The following is an 18599-nucleotide window of genomic DNA, read 5'->3' on the forward strand; positions in this document are numbered from 1 at the left end:
TTATTATTGACCGGCCCACGCCAGCCCAGCTGGCATGGGCACCTGGCTAATGCAGGATGCTGTCGGCAAAAAGCCCCAGCGACTTGTCCACATCGGGTTTGTCATTGCTGACTGCTGTCTCCTGCCTCGGGCTGTTGCCAAGTATGCTGTTGGCGAAAAGGCCCAGGGAGCGGTCAACATCGGGCTTGTCATTGCTGGTTGCCTCCGGCAGAGGCTTCCATGTGCCCAGCAGGCTGGTTGCGAATGGGAAAATGGACTCTGCCTGGGCAGAAGAAACTGCGGATGCCATCAGGATGGCCGCCCCTATGATTTGCTTTTTCATGACTATCTCCTAAATAAATTAATGATTTCACTGATCTGCTTTCCTCCACTCCGCATCTAGAATTCAAATGCCTAGCGGAGCAGTGGAACCATTAAAGTTTTTTTTGGGCAGCAGGTGAAATTCATTCCCTCAATACCCCTATCGGCAAAATCAATAATCGGAAAATGGTGATATCGCTAGAATGGGCAGCAAAAAGCGGCTATCAATGGAATAGCCCGGCGGCAACTATGGGGCGGATGGAACATGAAGTGCATTGGATGGAAAGGATACAAAGCCGGCATGGCATTTGTATAATCGGCAGAGGTAAGCAAATGAACTTGAGAGACTTGAATTATCTGATCGCGGTCGCTGACTGCAAAAACTTCAGCCAGGCGGCAAACCACTGCGCTATTTGCCAATCGACACTGAGCACTCAGATCAAGAAACTGGAGGATTACCTCAACGTGCCTATTTTTGTGCGCGAGAAAAACCAGGTCAGCATCACTGAGCTGGGCGAGCAGATCGTGCAGGTTGCGCGCACGGTGATGAACAATGTGGAACATATCCGGCAGATTGCGGCGCAGGCGCAGAACCCGCAGGGCACCAAGCTATCGCTTGGCGCGTTCCCCTCGGTTGCCAGCTATGTATTGCCGGAATATGTATTTCGCATCAAACAGCATTTTCCCGACATGAAAATGCTGCTGATTGAAGAAAAAACCAGCGCATTGATGGACCTGCTGCTGGGCATGAAGCTGGATGCGGCCTTGCTGGCCCTGCCGGTAGAACACCCCGAGCTTGAGTCCAGAATACTGTTCGAGGACCCATTCACGCTCGCCGTCTGCCCCGACCACCCGCTGGCGGGCCTGCAGGAGGTTGACCTCAACTCGGTAGACCGGGAAAACCTGCTGTTGCTCGATGAAGGCCACTGCCTGCGCGACCAGGCGCTAAAGCTGTGCAACCCATCGCGCTTTATCGAGGATGACTTCCGCGCCTCCAGCCTGGAAACGCTGCGCTTCATGGTCAAGAACGGCGTAGGCATTACGCTGATGCCCTCCGTGGCGGTTCAACCGGACGATAGCGATATCCGCTATATCGACATCAAGCAGCAGCCCAGCCGCACCATCGCCATGGTTTGGCGCAAGAACCATCCGCGCAAGAAACTGTTCGAGCAATTAGCCGTGTTGCTTGCCTATAAGCCATTGGCCTGAGACTAAGACAAGAGCGCGCTGGAACCCAGCAATCTGCCAAGCCCATGCTTGGCAGAAGTCAGCATGGAAAATCCCTGGCGCCACTGCCAGTGGCTTGATACTCCTCAATGTGATTACAGGTTTAAGGCAAGACCGTATCAGAGGAAGATCCCGCCGGATGCTTCGATACGCTGGCCATTCACCCAGCGGCTGTCTTCAGACAGCAAGACCGCCGCCAACGCGCCGATGTCGTCAGGAAGGCCTACGCGCCCAAGCGCTGTCTGGTCCGCGACAAACCGGTTGATGTCGGCATTGTCACGCACAGCACCACCACCGAAGTCTGTCTCGATCGCTCCAGGCGCCAACACATTGGCCCGGATCCCACGGGGGCCAAGCTCCTTGGCAAGGTATCTGGTCAATACCTCGATGCCGCCCTTCATGGCTGCATAGGCAGCATAACCGGGCAGAGAGAAGCGCGCCAGGCCGCTGGACAAATTGAGGATATGTCCGCCATCCCGGATCAACGGCAGCAATTTCTGCGTCAGGAAGAATACGCCCTTGAAATGGATATCCACCAGCTGATCAAATTGCTGCTCCGTGGTCTCGGCAATCGGGGCATAGATGCCGATTCCGGCGTTATTGACCAGGAAATCAAAATCCTGCCTGCCCCATTGCTGCAATGCCTGGCGAACCTCATCTGCAAAGCGCCCGAAGCTGCTGCTGTCACCGACATCAAGCTGCAAAGCAACAGCCTTTGCGCCCAACTGCTCAATCTCTGCCACCGCCGAGGCTGCATCCCCGGCACCACTGCGATAGGTGATGATGCTATCCACATGACGACGCGCGAGATTCAGCGCCGTGCTGCGCCCCAGGCCACGGTTGCCGCCAGTAATAATCGCTATCTTGCCCATGATCTTTCCTCCATTCGTTAGTTAAGCGTGAACACAGTCTATTGCAACAACAAAACCTGATAAATATCAACAAAATGATTACACTGTTCATATTATTTGAACAAATAAAAGGCAAGCATTGGACAAACTACATGCCATGACTGCATTTACACGCGTTGCCGAACTCTCCAGCTTTACCCAGGCCGCCATCAGCCTGGGCTTGCCCAAAGGCAGCATCTCGATGGCGGTACAAAACCTGGAGGCACACCTGGGCACCAGGTTGTTGCAGCGCACTACGCGCAAGGTCGTGCTGACCCATGATGGACAGCTGTTCTACCAGCGTTGCAAGGACCTGCTGACGGATATGGATGAGTTGGAATCCATGTTCCTGCTCGATGAAAAAGGCATCCATGGACGCATCCGCGTCGATGTGCCGCTGGCGGTCGCACGCGAGGTGCTCATGCCCCACCTGCCTGCATTTCTGGCCCAGCACCCCGGCATCAAGATAGAGCTGAGCAGTACGGACCGCCGGGTGGACCTGGTGGCAGAAGGCTTCGATTGTGTCGTCCGGGTCGGCAGCCTTGGCGACTCGGGGTTGATTGCGCGCCATGTCGGCCTGCATCCTATCGTCAACTGTGCAAGCCCGGAATATTTGCAGCGGCACGGCATCCCTATAACGCTGGATGACCTAGGCCGGCATTTCACGGTACATTACGCACAGATGCTGGGTTCGGAAGACGCTTATTGGGAATATGCCCATGGCAATGACAATAGGCGCGTGAAAATGCAGTCCATCATCACGGTCAACAACAGCGATGCCTACAGCCAGGCCTGCCTGGCCGGGCTGGGCATTATCCAGGTGCCGCTGGCCGCAGCGAGGACTCATCTCAAGCACGGCCGGCTGGTCGAAATATTGCCGGAGTACCGCGCAGCACCGATGCCGATCTCCATGCTGTATCCCAACCGGCGCCACCAACCGCGCCGGGTCCGGGTATTCATGGACTGGCTGACAGCAATGCTGCAAGACTATCTAGGGTCTGTTGACGTTACATCCTGATTCAATTGCTGGCCAGGCATGACGCCAGGTAATGGCGACGGGTATTGCCATCCAGGTTCATGGCCGTGGCATTGATCTGGCACTGCTTGCGCACCTGCTCCGCGGGTTTATCCAGGTAAGCCTGCGAAATTACGCAAGTATTGAGGTAGTGCTCGCGCACCAGCCCTTGCAAGTTCATTGCCGTGGCGTTTACATGGCAAGCCTTCATGACCATGAATTCATCTTCCGCCGCTGCTTTGGCAAATGCCGGCCAGGCCAGCAACAATGATAGAGGAAGGATATACAAGAGCCTGTTCACAACCTTTTCATGGGGTACGCATGGATTCAAAACGCGTCCGATCAAGGCGCAGGCCGCAGGTGATGCTCGTTGCCTCGCCAAGGACTGCAACGCGGAGCAGGCGCGTTTTGAGTCCATGCCCTGCGGGTTGTCCCGCCACGGCAGCCGCTGCTGCGTTGCCCATCCTCGCCGGGCAGCGAGCCCGGCTGTGGTGGGCGCCTTGCTCCGACTGCCGTGACGGGCAACATACCCGATGAAAAGGTTGTAAACAGGCTCTGAGGTTTTCATTTGCGCTTTCTCCATAGTTTGAGTGTACTGAGCCAGTCTGACGCTGGCCTTGATATGTCCGCCTGAACGATATTACGCCTTTCGCGCTTGCGCGGCACTAGCGAATTTAGTACCGTAGGCTACATAACTTCTGCATTATTGACGCCCATTGTTACCGCCATGCTAGAACCCGTCACCCATCCCCATCCGGAATCGCTGCCCGCTGCCTGGGTGCTTGCCATCCCTGAGCTGCAAGCCCTTTACAACAGCACCAGCGCCACCCTTGAAACGGAAGAAGATGTACGCCCGCGCCGTGGCTTGTGGTTTGAGGCATTGCGCCAGGTGGAGCCGTCTGCCGTCCGGGTCGTGCTGTTGGGGCAGGATCCGTACCACGGCGAGGATCGCGGCATACAACAGGCGCATGGTTTGTCGTTCTCGGTGCCGGAAGGGGTGAGGCCGCCGCCATCGCTGCGCAATATGCTGAAAGAAATGCAGTCGGATTTGGGGCAAACCCTGTCAAGCGGCAATTTGACGCCATGGGCCAGGCAAGGGGTGCTGCTGCTCAATGCATCGCTCACCACCCGCGGCGGGGTAGCGGGCGCGCACAGCAAGCACTGGCAGGCGTTTACCCATGCCTTGATGCGCTATCTCGGCCAGCGCGAAGCGCCCCTGGTCTTTATTCTCTGGGGAAGTCACGCCCAGCAATTCCGGCCCTTGATTGCCGCGCATCATGCCGTCATCAGTTCGGTCCATCCTTCACCATTATCTGCCCATCGCGGCTTTTTCGGCAGCAAGCCTTATTCGCGCGTAAACGCCGCCTTGCTGGATTTGGGCCTGCCCGAGATCATCTGGGGAGAGGGTTGAGCAGTCCGGATTATTTACCATGCCTAAGCCGGGGCTGAAACTCATCGGGCAACATTGATATTACCTGGTCAACAGGTCGATCGTAGTCAAAATGATATAGGTCGTCGGATCATAGACAACGTTATACCCCTGGTAATAGCCAATCACATACCCTGGCGGCGGCGGTGGCAACGTCTGCAGGACATGCACAGGCACCGGCGTGATATAGGGGCGATACGCTGGCAACACGGCATAACCCGGCTGGAAATAAGGCCGGTGGTCACGGTTCAGTGACCGCAGGCTGCGCTGATACTGGGTCTGCAGGCGCTGGCGGTCATTATCACGGAAATTGTAATGGACATTCTGCACGACAACAGGCTGCGAACGGCGTTCCACACGGCGGTCAGGCTGACGCTGCTGATCCCAGCCGCCGCGGCTTCTATTCGCATCCGGACGATGGCCTTCCGAGCGTTGCTCCTGGCGCTGGCCCCTGTCGCGCCTGTCGTCGCGGTCCGCATAGGCGGAATTCAGGCTCATCGCGGTGGTGAGCAACGCCAGCGCAAGTGCTGACAAGGTTTTGATATAGCGTGGCTTATTCATGAGTCTTCTCCTTGAGAGGTAATCCAACTGCTTTTTGTCCGTGTGGCATTCACTCGCGGTAGTCCGGCGGCACGACTGCTGCTGAAAGCGGCGCTCCCTGATAGCCGGGCGGCGGCGGTGGCAAGGGTGCGCTGGTGTTGCGGTTCACATTGCCGCCTTGCTGGTATGTGTTAGCCAAACTGGCGGCAACCGCCACCTTGTGGCCCTTGGCATACATGCACTGGGTATAGGCATTGTCATAGCGCTGCTGCGCAGTGTAATAAGAGCTTGATGCGGCATCTGCGCCTGCCACTGTGCCAACCAGCAGGCCGGAACCCGCGCCCACCGCGGCGCCCTGGTGGCCACCGACGGCCGCACCCAGCAAGCCACCCACCACTGTGCCCACTGCTGCACTGGTCACGGCACTTTCCTTGGCGGACTCTTTGACGGAACCGCTTTGCTCAAACCCAAACTGGCGGCAGACGCTGTCGTCATAACGGAACTGGTCAAATTGCTTTCCCGTGCCCGGCAAGGCCATGCGGCTTGGGCCATCGGGCGGCACCGTGGCGCAGGCGCTCAGCAATGTCAGTGGAACCAATAAAGCTGCAATTTTCATGATGTTTCCTCGGATCTTACTGGGGAGGTTGCGGCGCCACTTTCTGCCATCCTGAAGGACACTCCTTGATGTAGGGGTAATAACCTTCAGGCTGGTTGCAGTGATACCAATAAGCGCTATCCGCCGACTGCGGTGCAGCGCTTTGCTGTGGCGCCTGCTCAATATAGACTGGCGGCGGAACAGGAGCCGGGGCCGGCGCAACGATAACGGGCGGGTAATAGGGATAGGTCGGCACCCCATAGTACGGGCGGGGATAATAAGGCCCCCAACCGGGACCATAAAAACCAGGACCAAAACCAGGGCCAAAATAAAAACCGATGTTAGGGCCGCCGCCGTGGCGATGACCACGCCAGGGATCAGCCAGCGCCGTTCCACTCAACATAAGGCCTGCAACCAGCCCCACCACCATGATCTTGTTTACTGTACGCATTTCACCTGCCTCCATTTCCCACTAGCCGTGGTTATGATGTAAGACTGGCACGGTTGAACCAGAGTTTTGAGGGGTTAAGTAAAGATGCGTAATAATTCGTAAACACTTCGCCTTTGAATGCAAGCAATATGAGCAACCAGCAGTCTATCCCTGCAATGTCACACTTTTGCAACAATGTTGCTTAATCCAAGCTAATTAGTCTAGAATATGCACTACTGAAATTGCGTTTAAGTGCATCATCATCAATTCCTCCAAGCAAAAATTGGTCAACTGGGACAAACTCGGCAACCTTGTCTCCCTGCTATGCCTGCTCCACTGTATTGCATTGCCGTGGCTGGCAGTCGTCCTGCCTTTGTCCTTCCTGCTAGATGAAAGCGTGCATGTCTGGCTGTTTATTGCCTTGCTGCCTGCTGCCGTGTTTGGTGCGTGGTCAGGCTGGCGGCATCATGGCGATGGCAAGCCCAGCCTGTTGCTTGCAGCAGGCCTGGCGCTGGTGGGCGCTGCAGCGTTTATCCCCATGAATACCGCTACGGAAGTTGCACTTACCATACCGGGCAGTTTGCTCCTAATTGCCGGACACACCCTCAATCGCCGCCTCAAGCTCATCTCCCACATTGCAAGCGCCAGCACGGCAACCCCATAGTAATTCACAATAATTTCCAAAATTCCCGGAACTTTGGCTTTGTAGGTTTTTCCATAAAGGTCTATAGTCTTGGCTGGGAGTTGTTTTACCGAGCTGTATATGCTCGCGTGCTGGTCTGGCTCTCGTTTCTATCCACCCTAAATTAACAAGAAGCAATCATCATGAGTACAAATACCGCAGATATTGGCCTTATTGGTTTAGCAGTCATGGGGCAGAACCTGGCATTAAACATCGCAGATCACGGTTACACGATCTCCGTCTACAACCGCGACCCTGAAAAAACCCGCAAATTCATCGCACACTGCAATGAAAACGAACCTTCGGCCGAGCGCCTGGAAGGCTTTGAAGACCTCGCCACCTTTGTATTGAGCATCAAGCGCCCGCGCAAGATCGTACTGCTGGTGAAGGCAGGCAGCGCCACTGACGTCACCATCAACGCGCTGATCCCGTTCCTGGAAGAAGGCGACATCATCATTGATGGCGGCAATGCGCTCTGGACCGACACCATCCGCCGTGAGAAGGAATTGCGCGCCAAGGGCATTGAATTCATCGGTTCCGGCGTTTCCGGCGGCGAGACCGGCGCCCGCTTCGGCCCCTCGCTCATGCCCAGCGGCACGCGTAAGGCATGGTCTTCACTGGAACCCATCTGGCGCGACATCGCAGCCAAGGTAGACCCGCGCACCGGCAACCCTATCGAGGGCGCAACGCCAGGCAAGCCTGTTGAAGGCGGCTTCGCGTGCGCCGAATACATCGGTCCTGACGGCGCGGGCCATTATGTGAAGATGGTGCACAACGGCATCGAGTACATCGACATGCAGTTGATCTGCGAAGCCTACTGGCTCATGAAGAACCTGCTCGGCATGCGCGCCGACGAGATCGGCAAAGTGTTCGAGGAATGGAACAAGGGCGAGCTTTCCAGCTTCCTGATCGAGATCACCGGCGACATCCTGCAACAGAAAGACCCCGCAGGCGATGGCTTCCTGGTCGACAAGATCATGGATGCCGCAGGCCAGAAGGGCACCGGCCAATGGACCGCAGCCAACGCGCTAGAGCTCGGCTCTCCTGCCAATGCGATCGCAGCAGCGGTATTTGCACGGGCACTGTCAACAGTGAAGGATGAGCGTGTAGAAGCAAGCACTATTCTCAAAGGTCCGAAAATCCAGCAGGAATCCGACCGCGAGAAGCTGATCGAATCCATCCGCAATGCGCTGTATTGCTCGAAAATCTGCGCCTATGCCCAGGGCTTCCAGCTGATCGATAAGGCCCAGGTGGCCTATAACTGGAAACTCAACTTCGGCGAAATTGCGCAAATCTGGCGCGGCGGCTGCATTATCCGCGCCCGCTTCCTGCAAAAGATCACGGATGCCTATGCATTGGATTCCCGCCTCAAGAACCTCATGCTGGACCCTTACTTCACCGAGGCATTGGATGAAGGCCAATCCAGCTGGCGCGACGTGGTGTCATTAGCCATACGTAACGGTATCCCGGCGCAGGCTTTCTGCGCCGCGTTGTCCTATTACGATGGCTACCGCAGCGCCATTTTGCCGGCCAACCTGTTGCAGGCCCAGCGTGACTATTTCGGCGCGCACACCTATGAACGTGTGGACCAGCCGCGCGGCAAGTTCTTCCATATAGACTGGCCAGAACCCGGACGCCCACAGCTGGACGTGTAAAAGCAGGGCAGGCAAATACGCCTGCCCTTTTTAATTGTTCAATGCTGCTGCAATCGCCCGCAGCTCTGACTGCGGATCAGCAAACTCCTCATATTCATGGCTGGTGCGCCGATACCAGTAGCGGCTATTCCATTCATCGCCTTCAATCTTGTGCAAGACCGCATGGATCCAGTGCGCTTCCACCACATTGGATTCCTGCGCAATATTATGCGCACCGTCCCAATCACCATTCAGCGCAAGCTCAACCGCCTGCAACAAGCTTTTTTCCATGATGCTCCTTTCCTGGCAATTCCCTGCACATGTCATATGGCAGCAATACTGGCTTCATGCGTCTGTCATCCATATTGGGCAACATAAGTTATTTCCTGCCACTTCAAGGATGCACGAAATGGACCTGATCACACAATGGGCATTGCGCGGTGCCAATGGTATCGCCCTGATGCTGGTTTACCTGCAGCATCTTGTCACATTATTCGCCCGTAAACCTACCTAGCGGCTGGCATTCCCGGACATTGTTCGCAGTTGACATAAGATAACATTTCAATTGTAAATAGCATGGCATCATGCCAACGACAATCCCTACAATCTCCGGAGATCATTGCAATGAAACCCTTACTCAGCGCCTTGTTGTTTTCCGTCGTCTGTATCAGCTATGCCCAGGCCAACCCGCAGCAGGAGAAAATGAAATCCTGTAATAGCGCGGCTGCGGCCAAGAGCCTCGATGGCGAAGCACGTAAAGATTTTATGAAGAGCTGTCTCTCCGCGGTAGCCGACACGCCTGCCAATAGCCAGCAGGAACGGATGAAGTCATGCAACGCCTCCGCAGGGGAGAAAAATCTCAAGGGTGACGATCGCAAGACTTTCATGAAAAGCTGTCTTTCCGGCGCTCCTGAAGCAAGTGGCAATCCCCAGCAACAGAAAATGAAATCCTGTAATGTCGAAGCCGCCAAGCAAGACCTGAGCGGTGATGCACGCAAGGACTTCATGAAGAATTGCCTGTCTGGCCGCTGATTTTCCTCACCATGCCAGCCCATGCCGGGCTGGCTCCTGATGATTTATCCTGCACCAATACCCTCCGCGCGATAGAATATAGGCAATGATCAATAATCTATAGTGGGAGGAGCCACGTAATGCTGATTCAAAGCCATATCATTGACCTGGAAACACCAACCGGCACCATGCGCACCTATGTGCACCGTCCGGCTGGCGAAGGCCGTTTCCCTGCGATTCTTTTCTACTCCGAGATTTTCCAGCAGACCGGCCCCATCGAGCGCGCCGCACGCTTCCTGGCAGGCCACGGCTATGCCGTGCTGGTGCCGGAAGTATTCCACGAACTCAACCCGATCGGCACCGTGCTGGCCTATGACGATGCAGGCCGCGACAAGGGCAATGCCGACAAGTCGGCCAAGGATGTACAAGGTTATGACAGCGACAACCGCGCCTTGATCGAATGGGCGAAGACACAGCCCTGGTTCAACGGCAACATCGGCGCCGCTGGTTTCTGTATCGGCGGCCACCTGGCATTCCGTGCCGCCCTGCAACCGGAAGTCAAGGCCACCGCCTGCTTCTACGCTACCGACCTGCATACGCAAGTCATCCCCAACAAGCCAGGCCAGCACAGCATGGAACGCCTGGCCGACATCAAGGGCGAACTGCTCATGATCTGGGGCAAGCAGGACAACCACATCCCGACCGCAGGCCGCGTACAGGTTTATCAACAATTGACGGATGCAGGCCTCAGTTTCACCTGGCACGAGTTCAACGGCCAGCACGCCTTCATGCGCGATGAAGGCGAGCGCTATGATCCACAGCTCGCAGCCACGGGCTACCAGCTGGCCTTGCAGCTGTTCAGCAATACGCTGTAAGCAAAACTCAAAACCGCAGCTTCATACCTGCGGTTTTTTATTGCCTGGATTTCCAATTGGTCATTGCTTCTAACCCAGGCAAAGTGGCATATTCGAATCCCACACTTGCAGCCATTTGCAAATATATAACTGATAAAATCAAACAAAAATTAAGGTAGGCTTAACCAAGGGAGAAAAAATTGGCAAGAATGTGGATGATACGGGGAGATGGCGGAAGCCTTTACGATGCATTTAGAGAAAACAATATCGCCGCAATCGGCTGGAGCCAATTCGCACAGCATGCAAAGCCAGGCATCTCCCGCAAACAATTAATTGCCCTCTACGAACAAAAAGAGCCCCACGCAAAATCAGGCACTATTATCTCTGGCGCATCGCAAGTTTGGCGATTTGTGAATGAAATCAGTGTGGATGATTGGGTTATTACCTACTCTCCTATCAATCGCACTTACCTAGTCGGCAAAATTCTCAGTCAGTCTGAATATCGTCAGGACTTGACAGATCAAGGCATGGCCCTGGTGCGCCAGGTAAAATGGCAAGCTCAAGAATTAGCACGTGATGATTTAAGCACCCCCAGTAAAAACAGCCTCGGCTCAACCATGACTGTTTTTGAAGTTCCTGCAATAGTAACAAACGAAATCCTCGGAATATTGCAAGGCACATCCCAGCCCACCGAAGCTGCAACAGATGACATCATTGATGACCCGCTTGCAGATATTGACTCCCAAGCCCTTGAGCGAATCAAAGACCTGGTCAACAAGCTGGAGTGGGATGAAATGCAACAACTCGTTGCAGGCATCCTGCGCGCCATGGGCTACAAGACCCAGGTTTCCCCACCTGGGTCAGACCGGGGTAAGGATATCGTCGCCTCACCAGACGGTTTTGGTTTCGAGCACCCGCGCATCGTTGTGGAGGTCAAACACCACAAAGGACAAATAGGCAGCCAGGACATTCGCAGCTTCCTGGGAGGTCGCCATAAAGATGATCGTGGCCTGTACGTCAGCACCGGCGGCTTTACCAAGGACGCCCAGTACGAAGCTGACCGAGCCTCCATTCCGCTGGCAATGTGGACGCTGGACCATGTGGTTCGAGCATTGATTGAGCATTATGACGCCACCGATACCGAAACTAAACGCATCGTTCCTTTAAAACGCCTGTATTGGCCAGCCTGAGTTAAACAATCATTAGATAGATTCCTATGCATCTCATCGAACAACAATTCTTTAACGACCTGGAAAAGAAACTCTGGACCGCCGCCGACAAGCTGCGCTCCAACCTCGACGCTGCCGTGTACAAGCACGTCGTGCTCGGGCTGATCTTTCTCAAATATGTTTCCGATGCCTTCGAAGAACGGCAACGCGAACTGCGCGAACAGTTCACCAACCCGGCCCATGACTACTACATGGACCCGGACGAATACGGTGGTGCAGGCACACCGGAGTACAAAGACAACATCGCCGCCGAACTGGAAGTGCGCGACTACTACACCGAGAAGAATGTGTTCTGGGTGCCGGTGGAAGCGCGCTGGCAAACCCTGCGCGACTGCGCGCAACTGCCGCCCAAGGCGGCGCTGCCGTGGAACAAACCGGGCAAGAATGAACCCGAGGAAATGCGCTCTGTCGGCTGGCTGATCGACAACGCCATGGAGGCCGTCGAACGCGAGAACGCCCGCCTGAAGAACGTGCTCAACAAGGACTTCGCCCGCGTACAGCTCGACTCCAGCAAGCTTGCCGAACTCATTGGCCACTTCTCGGATACCGACTTCAGCGCCAAGGAATACAAGGGCCAGCCGCTGGACCTCAAATCCAAGGACATCCTCGGCCACGTCTATGAATACTTCCTCGGCCAGTTCGCCCTCGCCGAAGGCAAGAAGGGCGGCCAGTACTACACGCCCAAGAGCATCGTCACCCTGATCGTGGAAATGCTCCAGCCGTTCAAGGGCCGCGTCTACGACCCGGCCATGGGCTCCGGTGGCTTCTTCGTGCAAAGCGAGGAGTTCATCGAACAGCACAGTGGCAAACCGGCCAATGGCCAAGGCAAAAAAGCGGCCGGGCAAATCAGCGTCTACGGGCAGGAGAGCAACCCCACCACCTGGCGGTTGGCCGCGATGAACATGGCCATCCGCGGCATCGACTTCAACTTCGGCACCGGCCCGGCTGACACCCTGCTCAACGATCTGCACCCGGACCTGCGCGCCGACTTCGTCATGGCCAACCCGCCTTTCAATATGAAGGAATGGTGGAACGAAAAGCTGGCGAATGATCCGCGCTGGATCGCCGGCACGCCGCCGCAGGGCAACGCCAACTTCGCCTGGTTGCAGCACATGCTCTACCACCTGGCACCCAGCGGCAGCATGGCGCTACTGCTGGCCAACGGTTCCATGAGTTCCAACACCAACAACGAAGGCGAGATCCGCAAGCGGCTGGTCGAAGACGACTATGTGGAGTGCATGGTCGCGCTGCCCGGCCAGTTGTTCACCAACACCCAGATTCCGGCCTGCATCTGGTTCCTGACCCGCGACAAGTGCAACGGCTTCGCGCTGGATAAGAAGAAGCGCGATCGGCTCGGCGAATTCCTGTTCATCGACGCCCGACAGTTGGGCTACATGAAAGACCGCGTGCTGCGTGACTTCACCCCGGACGACATCCAGAAAATCGCCGATACCTTCCATGCCTGGCAGCAGGGCGAGGGCTATGCGGATATGCCCGGCTTCTGCTATTCCGCCAAGTTGGAAGATGTGCGCAAGCATGAGCATGTGCTAACGCCGGGGCGCTATGTGGGCGCGGCAGAGCAGGAAGACGACGGCGAGCCCTTTGCCGAAAAGATGCAGCGGCTGACGACGCAATTGGCGGAACAGTTTGCGGAGAGTGCGAAGCTGGAGGGCGAGATTAAGAAGAATTTGGCGGGGTTGGGCTATGGTGTTTGACTCCGTCTTTTCGCTGTACCAAGACTGGGAAACCCTCTCATTGGGTGAGGTATGTCAGCGCGGCGGCGGAAACGTACAAACTGGCCCGTTTGGCAGTCAATTGCACGCATCTGACTATGTTGCAGAAGGTATCCCCTCGGTGATGCCACAGAACATTGGCGACAATAAAATTCTAGATGCTGGTATTGCGCGAATTACTGAAGCTGATGCTCAGCGTCTGTCGAAATACAGAATCCGAGAAGGCGACATTATTTACAGTCGCCGTGGCGATGTAGAACGCCGTGCATTGGTGCGGAAATCCGAAGAGGGTTGGTTATGCGGCACAGGATGCTTGCGCATCCGTTTCGGGGAGGGGGTTGTCTACCCCAGGTACGCTGCGCACTACCTTGGCCATCCGGCAGTTCGGGAGTGGATCGTTCGACACGCGCATGGTGCAACCATGCCAAACTTGAATACGACGATTCTGTCTGAACTCCCTTTTGTGCTTCCTCCATGGACGGTTCAAGTTTCCATCGGCGATGCCATTGAGTTGTACGACCAAAAGATCGACCTCAACCGCCGCATCAACCAAACCCTCGAAGCCATGGCGCAAGCCATCTTCAAATCCTGGTTTGTCGATTTCGACCCGGTCAAGGCCAAGATCGCCGCCATCGAACAAGGACAAGACCCGCTGCGCGCCGCCATGCGCGCCATCAGCGGTAAAACCGATACCGAACTCGACCAGATGCCCCGCGAGCACCACGACGAACTCGCCGCCACCACCGAACTGTTTTCAGACGCTATGGAAGAGTCGGAGTTGGGGGATATTCCGAAGGGGTGGGAAGTAAAGCGCGTTGGTGATCTGATTGAATTGGCATACGGCAAAGCTCTCAAATCAACCGACCGTAAACAGGGCTCTGTTCCTGTTTACGGGTCTGGCGGCGTCACCGGCTACCACAACGAAGCACTGGTACCTCACGGTGCAATCATTGTTGGTCGCAAAGGAACCGTGGGTAGCCTGTACTGGGAAGACAAGCCGTTTTTCCCAATCGATACGACTTTTTACGTCAAACCCAAAGCGGTGCCGATGACTTACTGCTTCTATGCCATGCAAATGCTCGGGTTGGAAAAAATGAATACCGACGCAGCGGTTCCCGGCCTGAATCGTGAAAACGTATACCGACTTGAGTTGGTTAAACCATCTGCATCAGTTTTAAATGCCTTCGATGGGCTAATCAGTCGGATGAGGAAGGCAATGCGAGCAAACGAAACTGCAAATCAGTCGTTGTCCCAACTCCGCGACACCCTCCTCCCCAAACTCCTCTCCGGCGAGTTAACATCCCCGAAAGAAGGTCAAGAGCTATGAGTGATGCCTCACACGAAAATGCTCCATCCTTGAAGCTCGTCCCGCTTACGCCGGAATACCTTGAGAATGAACACGGTGTTTACGTTGAGGCAATCAATACGGCCATCAAAGATAAAAATGTCCGCAACATTGCGCTATCGGGAAATTATGGGGTTGGCAAAAGTAGCATTTTGCAGAAGGTGGCACAGCAACATAAGGATCGCGTCGTTGAATTATCCTTGTCCACACTTGCACCGATAGAAACAACTGCTCTTAACAGCTCTGTTCCGCAACAAGCCACCACACAAACAAACCGTATTCAACAGGAGATCGTCAAGCAACTTCTCTATCGTGAAGAGCCACATAAAACTCCGGGCTCCCGCTTTCAAAGAATTGAGCGCTTTCGCTGGTCACGAGAACTGCCTATAGCCGGTCTTGCTGGCCTAGTAGTGGCGGTGGTTTTTCTGCTCACAGGCTGGTCAGAGAAAATCGCCTCTGCATTGCCGCTTCTAAATTGCATCGGTTTATGGGCGCATCTGTTTATTCTTGCGATAGCGGCTACCACGGTTGGTGCCATACGTTATCTCTTCCACGGACATCTCTACATCGGTCAATTATCAGCAGGGTCAGCCGCGATCACGCTGGACAAAAAATCTGCTTCCTACTTTGACCAATATCTTGATGAGATTGTCTATTTTTTCGAAATTTCCGGACGCGACATTTTGATCTTTGAGGATATTGACCGTTTCGATGATGCGCTCATTTTCGAAACACTTCGCTCGCTGAATACATTGCTGAACAGCTCTCCGCAGATCAAGAAAAATATCTGTTTTATCTATGCGATCAAAGACAGTATCTTTGATCGAGCCAATCTGGAGCAAGATGGGCGGCGCAATTTCAGACAGAGTCACTTGAATATCACAGACTCTGCGCAGGCCGAAGTCGTACGAGCAAACCGAACGAAGTTTTTCGACATCGTGATTCCGGTGGTTCCATTTATTACACATCGCAGCGCAAAAGACATTACCGCTCGGCTTTTGCAAGAAATCAAACATACTATTGATACAGGTCTGATCGACCTTGCGAGTCGCCATGTTCCTGACATGCGACTGCTGAAGAATGTACGCAATGAATTTATTGTATTTCGTGAGCGGATATTCTCCGGCTCAGGCAAGGAACTCAAACTCAGTGAGACAGAGCTATTTGCAATGATGCTGTACAAAAGTACGCATATGACCGATTTCGAAGCAATCCGCCTCGGTAGAAGCAAACTTGACCAGCTTTATGAGATGTCACGTCGCCTGGTTGTCACAAACACTCAACACATCGAAAACGAAGTACGGCAGATCCAAAAGAAACTTGCTCATATTGACGGCATTGCAGCAAACAGTGCATCTCTGGGCGATAAGCTGATTGCACATATACAACGCACTATGCGTGCCGTTGGCTATCAATCCCAAAATGGTAATTTCTCGTTTAATGGCACGACCAGAACGGAAAATGATTTTAAAACCCAAGATTTCTGGATTGAATTTACAAAAAAATCAGACGACGCCGTATTGCTATGGCAAAGCCCTCAATGGCAACATCCGCACTATAAGCTAACATTCATGCGCACAGACCTTGCCGCAGCATTGAATAGTAATCTTGACTTCCAATATTGGGACAATGCATATCGCAAGGAGCTGGAAGAAAATCTGCAAGAGCAACGTGCAACACTGAATTTTTTGCGAACTGCCGATATGGGTGATCTGATCAAATGCCCTGATCTTCTGATCGAATATGGCAGTGATAACAAGAAACAAACTCTTGATTCCATCACGCGACAATTGTTAGATAATGGTCTGGCATATCAATTGATTCGCGCGGGCTATATCAATCGCAATTTCACATTGTATACGTCAACCTTCCAAGGCGATCGCGTAAGCACGGCAGCGACAAACTTCATCATCCATCATGTTGAGCGAAACGTCATGGATGAGTATTTCGAGCTTGAAGGTAATGACGTCGATGCGATCATTCGGGAGTGTGGAAAAAATTCCCTCAAAGAATCCGCTCTCTACAACATTGCCATCCTTGACCATCTCTTGCGTAACGATGAGCCTGCTGCGGACACAATGATTCGTTCGCTCATTCAATTCGGTGAAAACGAAAAACGCTTTTTGCAGGCATATCTAAGCAATACAAACGAAGAGTTTAAATTTATAAGACACTTCGTCAAGGCAACGCCAAAAGCATTTTTATATCTGATCAATGACGTGGCACTCGAAGAGCCGCTACGCTTGTCTTTGGTGAGCAACGCGTTGGAAAATCTTGCCGATACAGTGAAGTATCAAACAGACGCGACCGTAGAAAAATATCTGGCAGAAAACTACGCAGAGCTTCCTGCGCTAACGTCAATACCATTATCTGCTTCGCAAGCGCAACGTATTGCAAAGCTATTCTCACAATCATCTATTCAGGTGCCTGCATTGGACACCTTACTACCGCAGGTCCAACAAACCTTCGTTTCACGCGATCTTTATGAGGTCAATCGACAAAATCTCATGATTGCAGTTGGTAGTGACGCAAATCTGTCGCTGAATGGCATTCGCTCAGCAAACGAAGATATTTACCAACATGTGATGAACAATCTGAGTGCCTATCTGATTGCAATCAATGGCAACTCTACCACCGTGGATTCAGAATCTGAATTTATCAGTGTAATTGAAGATGTTCTTGTAGCGAATGCCGATCTGCTTAGTGAAGTCATTGCACAGGCCTCTGGGCACTGCGCGGTGATCGACCTTGATGATGTATCAGAAAGTGCATGGCCTCTTCTTGCGTTCCACAAGCGGTTTCCTGCCACTCTCCACAATGTCAGCCTTTATATCGGTTCGGTAGGGACTATTGACACTTATCTTGCAGGCGTTCTTGTTTCCGAAGGACGGATTGCCGAATATAAAGATGTCGAAGAAGAGGATAAAGTGCAGCTTGCAAAAACGATCCTAGCAGCATCCAATTACATGGCAGCATCAGTTCGCGCAGAACTGGCTAAAAGCCTTGCGCTCGAAGAATATTTAAATGTCGATGAGATACCTGCCGAAAAGGGTGACTTATACCTATTGCTCATAAAAGCTGAGGTTATCGCAGATGATTCGGATACTTACACCCGCCTACTAGAGACTGATTGGCCTACGCGTGAACGTATCATTGAAAGTTCCACAAAATTTAAGAACTACGTTACACCAGAGCTTTTACAAGGCGATTTGGCAACACTCTTGCGCAGTGACAAAGTCAGTCTTGATATCAAGACTGAAATGGTAAAACGTGCTGACGAATACTTTGCCAACGCCAGGAAAGAAGAACTGATCCAACTAGCCCACTTCGCTGTTCAGCACGAGTGCCAAGTCTCGCTTCAGATGGTGACGAAATTGGCCACGCACGGAATTTCTGCTGTAGATGTCATTGTTTTTCTAAAACCGCATCTGGAAACTATCTTGTCCGAACAACTTTTCGCAATCTTGCAACTACTGGGAGCCCCTTACTCCCAACTGACATCAGTGGGGCAAGACCAGCCCAAAATCCCTGATACGCAGGGAGACCGTGCTCTTGCTGAGACACTCCAATCCCAAGGAATTGTCAGTAAGTTCACTATTGATGAAAATATGCTCCGTATTTACAAAAAACATAAGTAAGGCTGAGAGGCCAGCAATGGATATTATTTTTAGCTGCTCGCAGCTTA

18 protein-coding genes are annotated in these 18599 nt (G+C 53.5%); 11 read left to right on the forward strand and 7 right to left on the reverse strand.

Translation table 11 applies throughout. The annotated features are described in order from the left end of the window. Window positions 1–46: 46 nt before the first annotated feature. Window positions 47–322, reverse strand: coding sequence for a hypothetical protein (locus LG198_RS08660; protein WP_230342774.1), 276 nt, complete (start codon window positions 320–322; stop codon window positions 47–49). 311 nt (window positions 323–633) lie between these two features. On the opposite strand from LG198_RS08660, the gene LG198_RS08665 reads away from it, so the two are divergent. Further along, window positions 634–1509, forward strand: coding sequence for a LysR substrate-binding domain-containing protein (locus LG198_RS08665; RefSeq protein WP_230342775.1), 876 nt, complete (start codon window positions 634–636; stop codon window positions 1507–1509). Window positions 1510–1646: 137 nt separating this feature from the next. Here LG198_RS08665 and LG198_RS08670 read toward each other — a convergent pair whose 3' ends face one another. After that, entirely contained in the window at window positions 1647–2399 is a 753-nt protein-coding gene (locus LG198_RS08670) for an SDR family NAD(P)-dependent oxidoreductase (RefSeq protein WP_230342776.1), read from the reverse strand. Window positions 2400–2535: 136 nt separating this feature from the next. On the opposite strand from LG198_RS08670, the gene LG198_RS08675 reads away from it, so the two are divergent. After that, window positions 2536–3435: a LysR family transcriptional regulator gene (locus LG198_RS08675; RefSeq protein WP_328485200.1), complete on the forward strand. Its 900-nt coding sequence runs from the start codon at window positions 2536–2538 to the stop codon at window positions 3433–3435. 1 nt (window position 3436) lies between these two features. Here LG198_RS08675 and LG198_RS08680 read toward each other — a convergent pair whose 3' ends face one another. Then, complete coding sequence (locus LG198_RS08680) at window positions 3437–3733, reverse strand: hypothetical protein (RefSeq protein ID WP_230342778.1); 297 nt, start codon at window positions 3731–3733, stop codon at window positions 3437–3439. Window positions 3734–4159: 426 nt separating this feature from the next. Here LG198_RS08680 and LG198_RS08685 point away from each other — a divergent pair, with 426 nt between their 5' ends. Further along, on the forward strand, window positions 4160–4843 hold the full coding sequence (locus LG198_RS08685; RefSeq protein ID WP_230342779.1) for a uracil-DNA glycosylase: 684 nt from the start codon (window positions 4160–4162) through the stop codon (window positions 4841–4843). Between the two features lie 60 nt (window positions 4844–4903). Here LG198_RS08685 and LG198_RS08690 read toward each other — a convergent pair whose 3' ends face one another. Genes LG198_RS08690 through LG198_RS08700 form a run of 3 tightly spaced genes read right to left on the reverse strand, consistent with a single transcriptional unit; the run spans window position 4904 to window position 6447 of the window. Beyond that, window positions 4904–5422, reverse strand: a complete 519-nt coding sequence (locus tag LG198_RS08690; protein ID WP_230342780.1) for a hypothetical protein — start codon at window positions 5420–5422, stop codon at window positions 4904–4906. 49 nt (window positions 5423–5471) lie between these two features. Beyond that, on the reverse strand, window positions 5472–6017 hold the full coding sequence (locus LG198_RS08695; protein ID WP_230342781.1) for a YMGG-like glycine zipper-containing protein: 546 nt from the start codon (window positions 6015–6017) through the stop codon (window positions 5472–5474). Between the two features lie 16 nt (window positions 6018–6033). Continuing rightward, complete coding sequence (locus tag LG198_RS08700) at window positions 6034–6447, reverse strand: hypothetical protein (RefSeq protein WP_230342782.1); 414 nt, start codon at window positions 6445–6447, stop codon at window positions 6034–6036. Window positions 6448–6709: 262 nt separating this feature from the next. On the opposite strand from LG198_RS08700, the gene LG198_RS08705 reads away from it, so the two are divergent. Then, window positions 6710–7090, forward strand: coding sequence for a MerC domain-containing protein (locus LG198_RS08705; protein WP_230342783.1), 381 nt, complete (start codon window positions 6710–6712; stop codon window positions 7088–7090). Between the two features lie 161 nt (window positions 7091–7251). Beyond that, window positions 7252–8763, forward strand: coding sequence for an NADP-dependent phosphogluconate dehydrogenase (gene gndA / locus LG198_RS08710; RefSeq protein ID WP_230342784.1), 1512 nt, complete (start codon window positions 7252–7254; stop codon window positions 8761–8763). Window positions 8764–8793: 30 nt separating this feature from the next. Here the strand turns inward: gndA and LG198_RS08715 are convergent, their stop codons facing one another. Further along, window positions 8794–9033 (reverse strand): hypothetical protein, encoded by a 240-nt coding sequence (locus tag LG198_RS08715; protein ID WP_230342785.1) that lies wholly within the window; start codon window positions 9031–9033, stop codon window positions 8794–8796. A 333-nt stretch (window positions 9034–9366) separates the two neighbouring features. Between LG198_RS08715 and LG198_RS08720 the strand changes: the two genes are divergently transcribed. The 6 genes from LG198_RS08720 (at window position 9367) to LG198_RS08745 (ending at window position 18552) form a co-directional block, all read left to right on the forward strand. Beyond that, entirely contained in the window at window positions 9367–9774 is a 408-nt protein-coding gene (locus LG198_RS08720) for a PsiF family protein (RefSeq protein ID WP_230342786.1), read from the forward strand. A gap of 119 nt (window positions 9775–9893) precedes the next feature. Continuing rightward, a complete protein-coding gene (locus LG198_RS08725) occupies window positions 9894–10628 on the forward strand; it encodes a dienelactone hydrolase family protein (RefSeq protein ID WP_230342787.1) in 735 nt (244 codons plus the stop codon). A 188-nt stretch (window positions 10629–10816) separates the two neighbouring features. Beyond that, a complete protein-coding gene (locus LG198_RS08730) occupies window positions 10817–11797 on the forward strand; it encodes a restriction endonuclease (protein WP_230343029.1) in 981 nt (326 codons plus the stop codon). 26 nt (window positions 11798–11823) lie between these two features. Then, window positions 11824–13551 carry a class I SAM-dependent DNA methyltransferase gene (locus LG198_RS08735; protein WP_230342788.1) on the forward strand — a complete coding sequence of 576 codons (1728 nt, stop codon included), beginning with the start codon at window positions 11824–11826 and terminating at the stop codon, window positions 13549–13551. Beyond that, window positions 13541–14896, forward strand: coding sequence for a restriction endonuclease subunit S (locus LG198_RS08740; RefSeq protein WP_230342789.1), 1356 nt, complete (start codon window positions 13541–13543; stop codon window positions 14894–14896). The genes LG198_RS08735 and LG198_RS08740 overlap by 11 nt, the downstream gene beginning before the upstream one ends. Beyond that, window positions 14893–18552 carry a YobI family P-loop NTPase gene (locus tag LG198_RS08745; RefSeq protein ID WP_230342790.1) on the forward strand — a complete coding sequence of 1220 codons (3660 nt, stop codon included), beginning with the start codon at window positions 14893–14895 and terminating at the stop codon, window positions 18550–18552. Before LG198_RS08740 ends, LG198_RS08745 begins: the two co-directional genes overlap by 4 nt. Window positions 18553–18599 lie beyond the last annotated feature (47 nt).

The organism is Methylobacillus arboreus (assembly GCF_020532725.1).
Lineage (GTDB): Bacteria > Pseudomonadota > Gammaproteobacteria > Burkholderiales > Methylophilaceae > Methylobacillus > Methylobacillus arboreus.